A 15,395-nucleotide genomic window follows, 5' to 3' on the forward strand; every position below is an offset into this window, starting at 1 on the left:
GATGCATGCTGGCAGCTTTCACCATCCGCCCGCGACACGTGCGCAGCAGCGCGCTACTGGCAGCGCTGTGCCTGGCGGTGACCCTCGCCTGCGCCCAGCCGGGGGCCTCGCTGACCGAGCGGCTGGCCGAGCTGCGCGAGCCGATCCGCTTCGTGCCCGAACGCGCCGTGCCGATGCTGGTCGCCCTGCAGGGTGAGCTGGGCAAGGCCGACCTCAGCGACCGCGCCGAATACCTGGCCTTGCTCGCGAACGGCTACATCGGCTTGGGCAAGCCGGACGAGGCCGACACCCTGTGCGACCAGCTGATCGCCCTCGGCCGCGAACACAATCTGGACGTCGCCACCGCCAAGGGCATGCTCATCAAGGGCTATGTCCTGTTCACGCGCAACCAGCTGTCCGAAGCCCACCAGGCGATCTGGGAAGCGGAGAAGCTCGCGGCCCAGACCGACGACGCCGAACTGAAGCTGCGCACGATGGTCTCGTCGGGCGAATCGTTCAGCGAGGAAGGCAACTTCCCGCGCGCGCTGGAAAAGCTGCAGGCCGCGGCCTCGCTCGCGCGCCAGAACGACGTCGCGTTCCAGGTCACGATCGCGCTGAATGCGCTGGCGGTCCTGTACGACAGGATGCGCGAGTACGACAAGGGCTTCGCGGCGCTGGAAGAAGCAGCGCCATGGGCCAGCAGGGGCCAGTCGCCGGGACGCATTGCGGTGCTCAAGCAGAGCGAATACATCCTGTCCATGCACTCGGGCCAGCCGCGCCGCGCACGCGAGGCGCTGCTGGCGGCGCTCGGCGCGCAGCGCCGCATCGGCGCCAATGCCGACGTCGCGCGCACCCTGGTCAACCTGTCCGACAGCTACCTGAAGCTGGGCGACTTCGCCACCGCGCTCTCGTACGCCAACCAGGCCCACGAGGCCAGCCGCCTGCTGAAGGACCGCCAGCCGATGACGGTGGCGCAGGTCAACCAGGGCGAGGCCCTGATCGGCATGGGCCGGCTGGCCGAGGGCAAGCGCACCGTCGAGGATGCGATCCGCCAGATCGAGCGCACCGGCGACAAGCCGGTGATGCAGCAGGTGCTGGCCGAGTATGGCGAGTTGCTGGAAAAGGCCGGCGACTTCGCCGGCGCGGTCACCGCCTACCACCGCGAACGGGACCTGTCCAACCAGCTGTTCGAGGAACGCCGCCACAAGCTCACGCTGGAACTGCAGACCAAATACGAGACCGACAAGAAGCAGCAGCAGATCGAGCTGCTGCGCCGCGAGAACCAGGTGAAATCGACGGAGCTGAGCAACCGGCGGCTGCAGCAGCGCGTGTGGTGGTTGCTGGCGGTGGTGTTCGCGCTGTCCTCGGTGATCGTCACCATCCTGTACCGCAAGGTGCGCAGCGCGAACGTCAAGCTGGAGGAAAAGAACCTCGAGCTGAAGGCGCAGAGCGTGCGCGACCCGCTCACCGGCCTGTACAACCGGCGCCACTTCCAGGAATACATGCGCAACTTCCAGCCCACCGAAAAGCGCGGCGCCGGCACGTCGGGCGAGGACGTGGTGGGTGCGCTGTTCCTGCTCGACGTCGACCACTTCAAGCACATCAACGACACCTGCGGCCACGCGGCCGGCGATGCGGTGCTCAAGCGGATCGCGACCTGCATGCACGAGATCCTGCGCGGCACCGACATGATCGTGCGCTGGGGCGGCGAGGAATTCCTGGCCTTCCTGCCGGCGATCCCGCGCAGCGGCCTGGACGAAATCGCGCGGCGCCTGCTGGTGGGGATTTCCTCAGCCGTGATCGAACACCAGGGCAAGACGCTGTCGGCCAACGTATCGATCGGCTTCGCGCCATATCCGATCGCGTCGCCGGGACAGGAGCCGCTGACCTGGGAGCGCGCGGTGAACCTGGTCGACATGGCGCTCTACCTGGCCAAGGGCCACGGCCGCAACCGCGCCTACGGCGTGCGCAGCCTGTCCAGCTTCGAACAGACCACGCTGGACGATGTCGAGCGCGACCTCGAACACGCCTGGCGCGACGGGCATGTCGACCTGTCGATCGTGCTGGGCGGCGGGTGGCCGGAGTTGCGGGCTACTGGCAGCTAACTCCAGTTTCATGCGGATCGTCGTTCCCGCGCAGGCGGGAACCCCATTTTCGTTTCGCGTAACCAGTACGCACGCACATGGGATCCCCGCGTTCGCGAGGATGACGTTCGCTCCAAATCTGGCGAAACCGACTCCTCCTACTTGGCGGCGTCCTGGATCTTCTCACCCGCCTGTTCGACCTTCTTGCCCACCTCCGCAGTCGCCTCCTTGATCTGGTCTTGCGCCTGGCCGGCCGACTGCTGCAGCGATTTCGCCGCCTCGCTGGCCTTGTCGATCGGTTCGTGCAGCTGCGCCGCCACCTTCTCGCCGGCGTCGTCCACCGCCTTGCCCGCGCGCTGCGCCGGCCCCATGTCCTCGGCGTGCTTGCTGCACGCGGCAATCAGCAAAGCGGCCAGCACGACGGCCATCGGTTTCACCTGCATCTGCGTCTCCTGTGGTTGAGCTGTCGCTAGCATACACGCGCGCCGCCGCTGCAGGAAGCCCGGCGGGCGCGACGTATAATGTCAGGTCACCTCTCCAGCCAAGCCATGAGTTCCACCGATCTCCCGCCCTCCCCCGACCTGTCCGCCGCCGCGGTCGACGCCGCACAGGCGCACTTGCGCGACATCCTGCACATCGCGGTCGAACACGCTGCGCCGCATGCCGCGCTGGTGGTGCACGATACCCGCACCGGGCTGGCGCGCGCGCTCACCGAGGGCTACCGCCGCAACCTGCCCGATGCCGCCTTCCTCGATTTCGACAGCGTCGCGCCCGATGAGGTGCTGGCCGCGTTCAAGCGCATGGCGGCGGGCGACCTGGTGGTGCTGGTCCAGTCGACCAACTTCCGGCTCGAAGCCTTCCGCATCCGGGTCGAGCTGTTCAAGCTGGGCCTGAAGGTGATCGAACACGTGCACCTGTCGCGCATGCCCGGCGCCCAGGCCAGCCATTACATCGAGGCGCTGGCCTACGATCCGGCCTACTTCCGCGGCGTCGGCCGCGCGCTCAAGGCGCGCATCGATGCCGCACCCGGCGCACGAGTGGTCGGCGATGGCGCCGAGCTGGTATTCGCATCGCGGCTGGAACCGGCCAAGCTGAACGTGGGCGACTACAGCGGCATGCACAATGTCGGCGGCCAGTTCCCGATCGGCGAAGTGTTCACCGAGGCGCTCGACCTGGAAGCCGTGCACGGGCAAGTGCGGGTGCACGTGTTCGGCGATACCTCGTACCGCTCGAACCGCCCGCAGCATCCGATCACGCTGGTGGTGGAGCGCGGGCGCGTGGTCGAGGCCATCGATTCCACGCCGGAGTTCGACGAAGTCCTGGCCAACATCCGGCGCGACGAAGGCGAAGTCTGGATCCGCGAACTGGGCTTCGGCCTGAACCGCGCCTTCACGCGCGAGCGCCGCGTCGACGACATCGGCACCTACGAGCGCATGTGCGGCATCCACCTGTCGCTCGGCGCCAAGCACGGCGTGTACCCCAAGCCGGGCTTTAAGCGCAAGGACGCGCGCTACCACATCGACGTGTTCGCGGTGACCGATGCGGTCTACCTCGGCGACGAGCGCGTCTACGAAAACGGGGCCTGGACCGCCGGCGCCTGAACCGCGAGAGAGCGCATGCAATCCTATCCCTACGTGAGCGACATCATCGCCGCCCTGACCGGCTACCGGCTGCCGCTGCCGTTCGCGACCTTCGGCCTGCTGGTCGGCATCGCCGCGCTGGCGGCGGCGGCCCGCTTCGGCGCGGAACTGCGGCGCCTGCACCAGGATGGCCTCGTCGGCACGGTGCGCAAAGGCGCGGCCCAAGTCGCGCCGCAGGAGATCGTCAGCGACATGGTGATCGTCGTGATGATCCTCGGCGTGATCGGCGCGCGCCTGTTCCACATCCTCGAACACACCGGCGAATTCATGGCCGATCCGGCGGCCATGATCTTCAACCGCTCCGGCCTGTCGGTGTTCGGCGGCCTGATCTTCGGCACGCTGGGCGGCATCCTGTTCGTGCGCCGCTACAAGCTGCCGCCACGGCCGCTGCTCGACGCCGTCGCGCCGGCCCTGATGCTGGGCTACGCCATCGGCCGCATCGGCTGCCAGGTTGCGGGCGACGGCGACTGGGGCATCGCGGCCAACCTGGCCTTGAAGCCGGCGTGGCTGCCGGCGTGGCTGTGGGCGCAGACCTATGACAACAACATCTTCGGCGCGGTCATCGCCGCGCCGGGCGTGTATCCGACGCCAATGTACGAGACCATCATGGCGAGCGCCTGCTTCGCGCTGCTGTGGATGCTGCGCCGGCATCCCTTCCAGGCCGGCTGGCTGTTCTCGCTGTACCTGCTGCTGGCCGGCGCCGAGCGCCTGCTGATCGAGCAGATCCGCGTGAATCCCGTGCTGCAGGTCGGCTTCATCCACGGCACCCAGGCCGAGATGATCGCCGTCGCCCTCATCGCCGCCGGCGCCGCCGGGCTGGCGCTGCTGACCCGCCGCAGCGGCCCCGCGCAGCTTCGCGGCGCCACCCGCGTCTAGCGGAGCCGGTATTCGCGGTCGAGCGAGGCAAGCACCACCAGCAGCGTCATGATCGGCGGCGCCGAGAATATCCATGCCGAGACCACGAACTGGAGCAGGTTGACCGGGCGTCCAAGGAGAATCAGCCATCCGGCGGCGCCGGCGAGCGTGACGATGGATGACATCATGAAGTGGGCCCGGCAGGCCGGAACCCTGGCCCATGGGATCAGGTACACCAGAATCGCGAGCAGCCCGAGCGACAGCACCGAACCGCTGGAGCCAAGCCTGGCGGTCATCATGCCTAGTCCGAGCAGCGCCAGGTAAGAAGCGGCATCGAGTGCATGCGCTTGCCATCGCGGCCGGGCGATGCGGGCGCGGTTCGCGGCATGCCCGGCAGTCCAGTGCAGGCTGGCGCGGTACATGGCGAGCCCCGTCAAGACCAGCCCGGGAAGTCCAAGCAAGAGGTGCAGCTTCCACGATCCGCCGGCCTGCATCGCCCAGCGCTGCCCCAGCACCACGCCGAAGCCCGCAAAGAACAGCGAGGGAAAAATGCTGCTGGCCGCAAAGCGCCTGGTTTTGTCGTCGAACATCGCCGTCTCCCCATTGCTCGGACGCAAAAAATTTCCTTACCCGGACTGTGTCGGAGCGCACGCTTGCGAGCAAGCTGATCGGGCTCGGCATTTGAGAAGGATCAAACCACACTCCCCTCAGCCGACTACGATTCCTAACTGCAAGAGTTCTCTCGGAAACTCAGCAGGAGGGTGCGCCAATGCGTATGCGGGCAGCAAACCGAAAGAGCGGATCACAGGATGGCGCAATCGCTGTGATGGCAGCATTTGTGATCGTGATCATGATTGCCATGTTCGGCATGGCGCTCGACCTGAGCCGGACCTACAACCGGAAAGTCGAGCTGCAAAGCGTGGCCGACGCTGCTGCGCTCGCCGCCGCGAACGCGCTGGACGGCACCACGGCCGGTATCGACAAGGCCGCCACCGCCGCTGCCGATACCGCCGCCGGCTTCGGCTATTCCTACAACAACGGCAGCGTCACGTGGTCGAGTTCGGCACTGACCTTCGGCACGGCCTTGAACGGCGGCTCGGCTGGCTGGATGGATCCGAGCGCGGCAAAGGTCAATGCGGCAACTGTCTTTTTCGCGCGCGTGGATACATCGAAGCTCGATGCCAGCCTTGGCGAAGTCAGCAATGTGCTGATCCCCATTTTGCCGAACGCCCCGACCAGAACAAACGTCTACGCGGCAGCGGTGGCGGGCAGGGATTCGCTGAACGTCCTGCCCTTCGCGATCTGCGCCAACTCGAATACCAGGGCCGCCTCGCTTGCTTCCGGTGAACTGGTCGAATATGGCTTCAGGCGCGGGGTCGACTACAACCTGATGAACCTGAATCCGGGCGGGCAGACCCCTGAAAACTTTTTGGTGAATCCGATTGCGCCGGCCGGTACGGTGGGTGTCTCCATGATGGGCAGGATGGACGTCGTCTCGCCTTTTATCTGCACGGGCAGGATGGCGATTCCAACCCTGCTGGGCGGCCAGATCACGGTTGAACGGTCATTCCCGATCGCCTCGCTATACCAGATGTTCAATTCCCGGTTTGGGAGCTACACCTCGCCATGCACGGCCAACTCGGCGCCGGCCGATCCGAATACCCGCAGCTTCGACCTGAGCAACGCGACGTGGATGAAGAACAAGCCCGACCATCAATATGCGAATCCGCTGTCCTCGCCGGACCCTTTGCTGACCGTCGCGGAAAAACAGACCACCGGCATGGCGGGGACCGTCTACGGCCCCTTGTGGTCGTATGCGAAAGCGGCACGGTATGCCTCTTACCTGGCAAACAGCGGCGTGGAACCTTCGTCGGGCTATGCAACCTTCGCCACTTCGGACTGGGCCACGATATACAACCCGGGAGCCCCCGTCGCCCAATCGTATCCAGGCACCACGCCCTACCAGACTACCGGCGGCGTGACGGCATACAAAACCTTCCGCAATACCCGCGTGCTGCGCATTGCGCTGCTGCAGTGCCCGGTGGCGGCAGGGTCGAAAGTGGCGGCGACCGTCCTGGGGATCGGCAAATTCTTCATGACGGTGCCGGCGACGCCGTCGGCCTTGAACGGAGAATTTGCGGGGCTGGACACCGAGCTGGCAAGCGGCGGGAATGCGAGGCTATACCAATGAAACGCACACTCAACAGGATGAAGTCGCGGCTTCAACGTGGATCCGTTGCGGTCGAGGCGGCGCTCGTGTTCAGCTTCCTCGCGGCGTTTTTCCTCATGCCGTCCATCTTCATGTCTTTTTATTTTTTCGAATATTCGACTGCGCAAAAAGCGGTGCACGACGCCGGGCTTTATCTGGCCACCGCACCAAAACTGGAAATGACGACGGTGGGTCCCGATGGCGGACCGGCTGCGCTCACCTTGGCAAAAACGATCATCGCCAGGGAAATGGTCGGACTCAGCTCGGGCGGCATCCCCATTGATCCAAGTATTGTTTGCGCGTATCAGCAAACCCCGACCAGTGTCGCGTGGAAGCAATGCACGACCACGAACAACCAGCCCTTGATCCAGCTCGCCGTGTCGGTAGACATGAATTTCGTGGACCCGCTGACCGGCAGCGACAGCGGCTGGGTGATTTCAGCTTATGCGCCGGTGCGCTATGTGGGGAACTAAGATGAAACGGCTCACCGGACGGAGATCGCGAAAAGCCCAGGCCGGCGTCGCGGCGGTTGAATTCTCGCTGGTTGCGATCTCATTCTTTTTCTTCGTTTTTGCGACGCTTGAATTGGCACGGGCGGAGTTCTTGCTGAATACCCTGAGAGAGGTCACACGGCGTGCTGCCGCTGCAGCCTCCAACGTTAGCTTCAACAATGCCACCGCGCTGCAAAACGTACAGGCGGACGCCGTGTTTCGCACATCATCCGGGCCGCTGGTATTGGGCGACCCGGTCACCGCCGCCAACGTGAAGATCGACTATTTGTCGGTCTCGCAAGGTACGCTGGCCCTGAATCACGTGACCGCATTGCCGTCCTGTCCCGCAAAAAATCACCTGAACTGCGTCACCGATCCCTACGCCGATAACTGCATCCGCTTTGTCAGGGCGCGGGTGTGCGCATCGATGGACAGCAGCGGAAATTGCGAACCGCTGTCCTACCAGATGCTGTTCCCCTTGCTTGATCTGTCGGGAATGCAGATCCCGCCCGCCGAGACGATCGTGCCCGCCGGCAGCCTCGGCTACACGCTCGGATCGATGCCCTGCCCGTGAGGATTGTCGGCTTTTAGCTACATACATATGCATCATGTAACAGCCCTGTTACAAATCAAACGATCACTTACAGATGAGCCAGGGCTAGAATATTTTCCCTAAATTAACTACAACATGTGGGGAAAACATGATGCGTTTGCCGTTCGGGGTAGCTCTGCTATGCCTGTCCATGTCCGCAATTGCGGCTGATCCGCCTTCCAGCGGATTCGACGACAAGTTCCGCCAGCTCGACGAGCTGCTCCCGACGCCGACCACGGTGCGCACCGCTTCCGGCGCCCCCGGCCACGCCTACTGGCAGCAACGCGCCGATTACACGATCCGCGCCACCCTGGACGAAGCCAAGCGCGCGATCAGCGGCGCCGAGACCATCACCTACCACAACAACTCGCCGGACTCGCTGAACTACCTGTGGGTCCAGCTCGACCAGAACATCTTCAAGCCCGACTCGGACGCGCGCACCACCGCGACCGTGGCCTCGCGCGACGCCTGGGGCAAGCCGCGCGGTCCGGAAGACGGCATGAAGTTCGACTCGATGCGCAACCTGCTCGCGCAGCGCAGCTTCGACGGCGGCTTCAAGATCGCCAGCGTGAAGGACGCCGGCGGCCGCCCGCTGAACTTCACCATCAACCGCACCATGATGCGCATCGACCTGCCGCAGCCGGTGAAGGCCGGCGGCCAGGTGGCGTTCTCGATCGAGTGGAGCTTCAACATCCCCGAACAGAAAGTCATCGGCGGCCGCTCGGGCTATGAGAAGTTCGACGACAAGAACGACCTGTTCGAAGTGGCCCAGTGGTTCCCGCGCATGGCGGCCTACTACGACGTCTACGGCTGGCAGCACAAGCAGTTCCTCGGCCAGGGCGAGTTCACGCTCGAATTCGGCGATTACGACGTCCAGGTCACCGTCCCGGCTGACCACATCGTGGCCTCGACCGGCGAACTGCAGAACGCCGACGCGGTGCTGACCGGCGCCCAGCGCGACCGCCTGAAGCAGGCGAAGAGCGCGTCCAACCCGGTGGTCATCGTCACCCAGGACGAAGCCGAGGCGAAGGAAAAGACCCGCGCCAGCGGCAGCAAGACCTGGCACTTCAAGGCCAGGAACGTGCGCGACTTCGCATGGGCGTCGAGCCGCAAGTTCATCTGGGACGCGCAGGGCTTCAAGCAGAACGGCCACGAGGTGGTGGCGATGTCCTACTACCCGAAGGAAGGCAATCCGCTGTGGGGCAAGTACTCGACCAAGGCGATCATCCACACCATCAACGAATACAGCAAGTATTCGTTCGACTTCCCGTACCCGGTCGCGATCTCGGTGAACGGCCCGGTGGGAGGCATGGAATACCCGATGATCTCCTTTAACGGCCCGCGTCCGACCAAGGACAAGAAGACCGGCGAGATCACCTACTCCAAGCGCACCAAGTACGGCCTGATCGGCGTGATCATCCACGAAGTGGGCCACAACTACTTCCCGATGATCGTCAACTCGGACGAGCGCCAGTGGACCTGGATGGACGAGGGCATCAACAGCTTCGTGCAATACCTGGCCGAGAAGTCGTGGGAAGACACCTACCCGACCTCGCGCGGCGAGCCGCGCAACATCGTCGACTACATGAAGAGCGCCGGCCAGCAGCCGATCATGACCAACTCGGAGTCGATTTCGGCGCTGGGCCCGAACGCCTACGCCAAGCCGACCGCGGCGCTGAACGTGCTGCGCGAGACCATCCTCGGCCGCGACCTGTTCGACTTCGCGTTCAAGCAGTACGCGCAGCGCTGGAAGTTCAAGCGCCCGACCCCGGCCGACTTCTTCCGCACCATGGAAGACGCTTCGGGCACGGACCTCGACTGGTTCTGGCGCGGCTGGTTCTACACCACCGACCACGTGGACGTGAGCGTGGACGGCATCAGCGAGTACCAGATCAGCAGCAAGGATCCGGAAGTCGAGAAGAAGTGGCAGAAGGCGCAGCATGACGCCGAGCCGGTTTCGATCAGCGACCAGCGCAACAAGGGCGCGCAGACCTTCGTCGACCAGCATCCGGAGATGAAGGACTTCTACAACGAGCACGACGACTTCACCGTCACCAACCGCGACCGCAACAAGTACAACGAGACGGTGGCCGGCCTGGAAGACTGGGAGAAGGCGCTGCTCAAGGAAGGCAAGCACATGTACCTGGTCGACTTCAGCAACGTGGGCGGCCTGGTCAGCCCGCTGGTGCTGGAGATCCAGCTCGCGAGCGGCAAGAAGTACATCGAGCGCATCCCGGCTGAAATCTGGCGCCACAACCCGAAGAAGGTGACCAAGCTGATCGTCACCGACGAGCCGATGGTCGGCCTGACCCAGGACCCGTACTGGGAGACCGCCGACACCGACACCTCGAACAACTCGTGGCCGCGCAAGGTGACGCCGTCGCGCCTGGAGCTGTTCAAGATGCAGATGCCGCAGTCGGACATGATGAAGGACTTCAACGAGAAGCTGAAGCCGGCCAAGGCTGACGAAGCCAAGAAGGCCGAGTAAATCCACTAGCCACAATCGTCGTCCCGGCGCAGGCCGGGACCCATGCTGAGCGTGCGTACACGCGGTCCATGGGTCCCGGCCTGCGCCGGGACGACGTCCATATCGTTTATACCTTTTCCGGTGACCTTATGACCCGCCTCCCCGCCAGCCTCGCCGCCCTCGCCCTGATCGCCTCGTTCTCCGCCTCCGCCCAGCAGTTCGACGACAAGTTCCGCCAGCTCGAGGAAATCCTGCCGACGCCGACCGACACCCGCACCGCCTCCGGCGCGCCGGGCCACGCCTACTGGCAGCAGCGCGCGGACTACACGATCCGGGCCTCGCTCGACGAAGCGAAACGCGCGGTCAGCGGCACCGAAACCATCACCTACCACAACAACTCGCCGGACACCCTGTCCTACCTGTGGATCCAGCTGGACCAGAACATGTTCGCGGCCGGCTCGGACAACCGCAGCACGGTGACCTACCCGTCGCGCGACGCCTGGGTCAGCGGCCGCACCGGCTCCGGCCCCAGCGGCGCCAACTTCGACACGGCGCGCTACATCTTCGCCAGCCGCGAATTCGACGGCGGCTTCAAGATCGCAAGCGTAACCGACGCCGACGGCAAGCCGCTGCACTACGCCATCAACCAGACCATGATGCGGATCGACCTGCCGCAACCGATGAAGCCGGGCTCGCGCCTGTCGCTCAAGATGGCATTCAGCTTCAACGTGCCGGAGACGAAGGTGCTGGGCCGGCGCATGGGCTTCGAGCGCTTCGACAAGGAAGACAAGAACGACATCTTCGAGATCGCGCAGTGGTACCCGCGCATGGCCGCCTACTACGACGCGCACGGCTGGCAGAACAAGCAGTACATCGGCGACGGCGAATTCACGCTGGAATTCGGCGACTACGACGTCGAGCTGACCGTCCCGGCAGACCACGTGGTGGCCGCCACCGGCGTGCTGCAGAACGCGTCCAGCGTGCTGACCGCAGCCCAGCAGAAACGCCTGGAGCAGGCGCGCGGCGCGACCAGGCCGGTGGTGATCGTGACGCAGGACGAAGCCACCGCCGCCGAGAAGACACGCGCGACGGGCACCAAGACCTGGCGCTTCAAGGCCAGCAATGTGCGCGACTTCGCATGGGCCACCAGCCGCAAGTTCATCTGGGACGCGCAGGGCTTCCAGCAGGGCGGCACCGACGTGCTCGCGATGTCTTTCTATCCGAAGGAAGCCAACCCGCTGTGGGAGCACTACTCGACCCCGGCGATCATCCACACCATCCAGAACTACAGCAAGTACACCTTCGACTATCCCTATCCGGTCGCGATCTCCGTGAACGGCCCGGTAGGCGGCATGGAGTACCCGATGCTGTCGTTTAACGGCGGCCGCCCGACCAAGGACAAGAAGACCGGCGAGCTGACCTACGCCAAGCGCACCAAGTATGGCCTGATCAGCGTGATCATCCACGAGGTCGGCCACAACTACTTCCCGATGATCGTCAACTCGGACGAGCGCCAGTGGACCTGGATGGATGAGGGCCTGAACACCTTCATGCAGTTCCTGGCCGAGCAGGCATGGGAACCGAACTATCCGTCCAACCGCGGCGAGCCGCGCGCCATCGTCGACTACATGGCCAGCCGCGGCCAGACGCCGATCATGACCAACTCGGAGTCGGTGCTCTCGCGCGGGAACAACGCCTATGCCAAGCCGGCCACCGCGCTCAACGTGCTGCGCGAGACCGTGCTGGGACGCGATCTGTTCGACTTCGCGTTCAAGGAATATGCGCAGCGCTGGAAGTTCAAGCGCCCGACCCCGGCCGACTTCTTCCGCACGATGGAAGACGCGTCCGGCACGGACCTCGACTGGTTCTGGCGCGGCTGGTTCTACGGCACCGATCCGGTGGATGTCAGCGTCGACGGCATCACCGAATACCAGATCAGCAGCAAGGATCCTGAAGTCGAGAAGAAGTGGCAGAAGGCGCAGCACGACCTTGAACCGGTCTCGCTCAGCGACCAGCGCAACAAGGGCAAGCAGACCTATGTCGACCAGCATCCGGAGCTGAAGGATTTCTACAACGAGCACGACGACTTCACCGTGACCAACCGCGACCGCAACAAGTACAATGAATCGGTGGCCGGGCTGGAGGATTGGGAGAAGGCGCTGCTCAAGGAAGGCAAGCACCTGTACCTTGCCGATTTCTCCAACATCGGCGGGCTGGTGACGCCGCTGATCCTGGAGATCCAGCTCGCCAGCGGCAAGAAGTACATCGAGCGCGTGCCGGCCGAGGTATGGCGCCGCAATCCGAAGAAGCTCACCAAACTGATCGTCACCGACGAGCCGATGGTGAGCCTGGTGCAGGACCCCTACCTCGAAACGGCGGACGTCGACACCAGCAACAACGCGTGGCCGCGCAGGGTGAAGCCGACGCGCCTGGAGCTGTTCAAGGCCCAGCGCGAGCAAGCCGGCGACATGATGAAGGACTTTAAGGAGCCGCTGAAAAAGGCGGACGCGAACAAGGCAGCGGAATGAAGCAAGCATGGTTGAAAGGAGCGCTGGCGGCTGCGTTTGCAGCCGCGGCGACGATCGCGGGGGCGCACAACTTCCACGCCGGGATCACCGACGTGAGTTTCAACCCGCGCAGCGGCAGCACCGAGATCGTGCACACCTATATGGCGCACGATGTCGAGGCGCTTCTCACCAACCTGTACCAGCGCCAGTTCGACCTGTCCACGCCCGAGGACCAGGAAGTGTTCCGCAAATACGTGGAGCAGCAGTTCTGGGTGCTGGGCGCGGACCAGCGCAAGCTGCCGCTGAACTGGGTCGGCATGGCGGCCGACGTGACCAACGTGATGGTGTACCAGGAAGTGCCGGCGACGCCGCTGTCGAAGGCCGCCGCGATCCACGATGCGGTGATGATCGACTTTTTGCCTGACCAGGTGAACACGGTGAACATCAACGAAGGCGGCAGCGTGCACACGCTCTCCTTCGACGGCCGCAAGACCGAGCAGCCGATCCGCTGATGCACTCCCCGCGCTTGACGATCCTGGCGGTGGCGCTGGGCGCGCTGTTCGCGCACGCCGCGCGGGCCGACGATTTCGTGATCCAGCGCGTGCTGGTGGAAGGCGCGCGCGCCAGCCAGCTCGGCATCGTCGACGCGGCCAGCGCCGGCAGCATCGGCGCGAAGGAGCTGGCGCAGCAGATCGCCTACACCCCGGGCGCGCTGCTGGAGGCGACGCCGGGGCTGGTGGTGAGCCAGCACAGCGGCGAAGGCAAGGCCAACCAGTTCTACCTGCGCGGCTTCAACCTCGACCACGGCACCGACCTCGCCACCTGGGTCGACGGCATGCCGGTCAACCAGCGCAGCCACGCGCATGGCCAGGGCTGGACCGACCTGAACTTCCTGATCCCCGAGATCACCACCCGGCTCGACTACACCAAGGGTCCCTCCTCCGCGCGCAACGGCGACTTCGCATCGGCCGGCAGCGCCTCGATCACTTACGCCAACCGGCTGGTGCAGGATGTCGCGACGGTCGGCGCCGGTGAAAATGGCTTCGTGCGCAGCGCGCTGGCCGCGTCGCGCGCGCTCTACGGCGGCAGCCTGCTGTATGCAGTCGAACTACTGCACAGCGATGGCCCCTTCACGCACGGTGACGACTACCGCAAGGCCAACGGCGTGCTGCGCTACAGCCGCGGCTACGCCAACAACGGCTGGAGCGTGACGGCGATGGCCTATCGCGGCAGGTGGAACTCGACCGACCAGATTCCCGAGCGCGCGGTGGACGATGGCCGCATCGGGCGCTTCGACGCGGTCGATCCGAGCGACGGCGGTGCGGCGCGGCGCGCGAGCCTGTCCGGCATCTGGCGCCGGACCACGGCGGATTCGGCGTCCAAGGTCAGCGCCTACCTGATCCGCAACGAGCTGGAACTGTTCTCGAACTTCAGCTACTTCCTGAACGATCCGGTCAACGGCGACCAGTTCGCGCAGCCGGACAAGCGCGTGACCAGCGGCGTGGATGCGCTGCACACCTGGCATGCGCACCGCAGCGAGACCATGACCAGCGACGTCACGGTGGGCATGCAGGCGCAGAACGACAATATCTTCAACGGCCTGTACGCCACGCGCGCGCGGCAGTGGCTGTCGACCACGCGGCAGGACCACATTGTCGAGGGCAGCGCGGCGGCCTGGATCGAGAACGCCACGCGCTGGAACGAGCGCTGGCGCACCGTGGTGGGCGTGCGCGCCGACAGCTACCGCTTCGACGTGAACAGCAGCCTGGCCGCGAACACGGGCCGAACCACCGCCAGTCTGGCCAGCCCGTCGCTGGCGGTCGTGTATGCGCCGCTGTCGTCCACCGAGTTCTACTTCAATGCCGGCGACGGCTTCCACAGCAACGACGCGCGCGGCACGGTCGCGAAGTTCGACCCGAAGACGCTGGACGCGGTCGGCAGCGCGCCCGGCCTGGTGCGCTCGCGCGGGCTGGAGCTGGGCATGCGCACCGAAGCCATCCCGCGCAACCAGACCGCGCTGTCGCTGTACCGGCTCGACTTCGATTCGGAGCTGGGCTATGTCGGCGACGAAGGCGGCACCGAGGCCGGCCCGCCGAGCCGCCGCTACGGGATCGAGTTCTCGAACTACTACAAGCCGCTGAAGTGGCTGTCGATCGACCTCGACGCCGCGTTCGCGCATGCGCGCTCGCGCGGGCACACGCCGGAAGGCGACCATATCGAGGGCGCGGTGGAAGGCGTGGGCCAGTTCGCGCTGACCGTGGACCAGTTGGGACCGTGGTCGGGTGGGCTGCGGCTGCGCTACTTCGGCCCGCGTCCGCTCACCGCCGACAACAGCGTGCGCTCGCGCGGCAGCCTGACGCTGAACGGGCGCGTCGGCTACCGCATCGACAAGACCATGCGCGTCGAGCTGGAAGGCTTCAACCTGGCCAACCGCCGCGCGTCGGCCATCGACTATTACTACGAATCGCGGCTGCGCGGCGAAGCGGCGGCGCACCAGGACGTGCACTTCCACCCGATCGAGCCGCGCTCGCTGCGGATCGCTCTGGTCAAAAACTGGTAAGGCTCGAACGA

At 65.1% G+C, this 15,395-nt stretch carries 12 protein-coding genes; 10 read left to right on the forward strand and 2 right to left on the reverse strand.

The genetic code is table 11. The features are described from left to right. Positions 1-5: 5 nt before the first annotated feature. Complete coding sequence (locus tag NX778_RS09650; RefSeq protein WP_258811512.1) at positions 6-2,084, forward strand: tetratricopeptide repeat-containing diguanylate cyclase; 2,079 nt, start codon at positions 6-8, stop codon at positions 2,082-2,084. A gap of 137 nt (positions 2,085-2,221) precedes the next feature. Here the strand turns inward: NX778_RS09650 and NX778_RS09655 are convergent, their stop codons facing one another. Then, a complete protein-coding gene (locus tag NX778_RS09655; RefSeq protein ID WP_258811513.1) occupies positions 2,222-2,506 on the reverse strand; it encodes a hypothetical protein in 285 nt (94 codons plus the stop codon). Between the two features lie 105 nt (positions 2,507-2,611). Between NX778_RS09655 and NX778_RS09660 the strand changes: the two genes are divergently transcribed. Together NX778_RS09660 and NX778_RS09665 are read left to right on the forward strand one after the other, a co-directional pair. Then, positions 2,612-3,664, forward strand: coding sequence for a M29 family metallopeptidase (locus NX778_RS09660; protein WP_258811514.1), 1,053 nt, complete (start codon positions 2,612-2,614; stop codon positions 3,662-3,664). A gap of 15 nt (positions 3,665-3,679) precedes the next feature. Beyond that, positions 3,680-4,579 (forward strand): prolipoprotein diacylglyceryl transferase, encoded by a 900-nt coding sequence (locus NX778_RS09665; RefSeq protein WP_258811515.1) that lies wholly within the window; start codon positions 3,680-3,682, stop codon positions 4,577-4,579. Here NX778_RS09665 and NX778_RS09670 read toward each other — a convergent pair. Continuing rightward, entirely contained in the window at positions 4,576-5,148 is a 573-nt protein-coding gene (locus NX778_RS09670; RefSeq protein WP_258811516.1) for a hypothetical protein, read from the reverse strand. The genes NX778_RS09665 and NX778_RS09670 overlap by 4 nt on opposite strands. A 185-nt stretch (positions 5,149-5,333) precedes the next feature. On the opposite strand from NX778_RS09670, the gene NX778_RS09675 reads away from it, so the two are divergent. From NX778_RS09675 to NX778_RS09705, 7 genes are all read left to right on the forward strand, one after another. Then, complete coding sequence (locus tag NX778_RS09675) at positions 5,334-6,749, forward strand: TadE/TadG family type IV pilus assembly protein (RefSeq protein WP_258811517.1); 1,416 nt, start codon at positions 5,334-5,336, stop codon at positions 6,747-6,749. Continuing rightward, positions 6,746-7,240, forward strand: coding sequence for a TadE/TadG family type IV pilus assembly protein (locus NX778_RS09680; RefSeq protein WP_258811518.1), 495 nt, complete (start codon positions 6,746-6,748; stop codon positions 7,238-7,240). Before NX778_RS09675 ends, NX778_RS09680 begins: the two co-directional genes overlap by 4 nt. Position 7,241: 1 nt before the next feature. Next, on the forward strand, positions 7,242-7,832 hold the full coding sequence (locus NX778_RS09685; RefSeq protein WP_258811519.1) for a TadE/TadG family type IV pilus assembly protein: 591 nt from the start codon (positions 7,242-7,244) through the stop codon (positions 7,830-7,832). A 130-nt stretch (positions 7,833-7,962) separates the two neighbouring features. After that, on the forward strand, positions 7,963-10,338 hold the full coding sequence (locus NX778_RS09690; protein ID WP_370661327.1) for a M1 family metallopeptidase: 2,376 nt from the start codon (positions 7,963-7,965) through the stop codon (positions 10,336-10,338). Between the two features lie 128 nt (positions 10,339-10,466). Continuing rightward, positions 10,467-12,845 carry a M1 family metallopeptidase gene (locus NX778_RS09695; RefSeq protein ID WP_258811521.1) on the forward strand — a complete coding sequence of 793 codons (2,379 nt, stop codon included), beginning with the start codon at positions 10,467-10,469 and terminating at the stop codon, positions 12,843-12,845. Beyond that, on the forward strand, positions 12,842-13,336 hold the full coding sequence (locus tag NX778_RS09700; RefSeq protein ID WP_258811522.1) for a DUF6702 family protein: 495 nt from the start codon (positions 12,842-12,844) through the stop codon (positions 13,334-13,336). The genes NX778_RS09695 and NX778_RS09700 overlap by 4 nt, the downstream gene beginning before the upstream one ends. Beyond that, entirely contained in the window at positions 13,336-15,384 is a 2,049-nt protein-coding gene (locus NX778_RS09705; RefSeq protein WP_258811523.1) for a TonB-dependent receptor, read from the forward strand. The genes NX778_RS09700 and NX778_RS09705 overlap by 1 nt, the downstream gene beginning before the upstream one ends. Positions 15,385-15,395: the final 11 nt, after the last annotated feature.

The organism is Massilia terrae (assembly GCF_024753145.1).
Classification (GTDB): Bacteria; Pseudomonadota; Gammaproteobacteria; order Burkholderiales; family Burkholderiaceae_D; genus Telluria; species Telluria terrae.

Excerpts from the sequence above, each read along its gene's own strand:
- NX778_RS09650 (WP_258811512.1), top strand. The coding sequence starts at position 6 with ATGCTGGCAGCTTTCACCATCCGCCCGCGACACGTGCGCAGCAGCGCG.
- NX778_RS09655 (WP_258811513.1), bottom strand. The coding sequence starts at position 2,506 with ATGCAGGTGAAACCGATGGCCGTCGTGCTGGCCGCTTTGCTGATTGCC.
- NX778_RS09660 (WP_258811514.1), top strand. The coding sequence starts at position 2,612 with ATGAGTTCCACCGATCTCCCGCCCTCCCCCGACCTGTCCGCCGCCGCG.
- NX778_RS09665 (WP_258811515.1), top strand. The coding sequence starts at position 3,680 with ATGCAATCCTATCCCTACGTGAGCGACATCATCGCCGCCCTGACCGGC.
- NX778_RS09670 (WP_258811516.1), bottom strand. The coding sequence starts at position 5,148 with ATGTTCGACGACAAAACCAGGCGCTTTGCGGCCAGCAGCATTTTTCCC.
- NX778_RS09675 (WP_258811517.1), top strand. The coding sequence starts at position 5,334 with ATGCGGGCAGCAAACCGAAAGAGCGGATCACAGGATGGCGCAATCGCT.
- NX778_RS09680 (WP_258811518.1), top strand. The coding sequence starts at position 6,746 with ATGAAACGCACACTCAACAGGATGAAGTCGCGGCTTCAACGTGGATCC.
- NX778_RS09685 (WP_258811519.1), top strand. The coding sequence starts at position 7,242 with ATGAAACGGCTCACCGGACGGAGATCGCGAAAAGCCCAGGCCGGCGTC.
- NX778_RS09690 (WP_370661327.1), top strand. The coding sequence starts at position 7,963 with ATGCGTTTGCCGTTCGGGGTAGCTCTGCTATGCCTGTCCATGTCCGCA.
- NX778_RS09695 (WP_258811521.1), top strand. The coding sequence starts at position 10,467 with ATGACCCGCCTCCCCGCCAGCCTCGCCGCCCTCGCCCTGATCGCCTCG.
- NX778_RS09700 (WP_258811522.1), top strand. The coding sequence starts at position 12,842 with ATGAAGCAAGCATGGTTGAAAGGAGCGCTGGCGGCTGCGTTTGCAGCC.
- NX778_RS09705 (WP_258811523.1), top strand. The coding sequence starts at position 13,336 with ATGCACTCCCCGCGCTTGACGATCCTGGCGGTGGCGCTGGGCGCGCTG.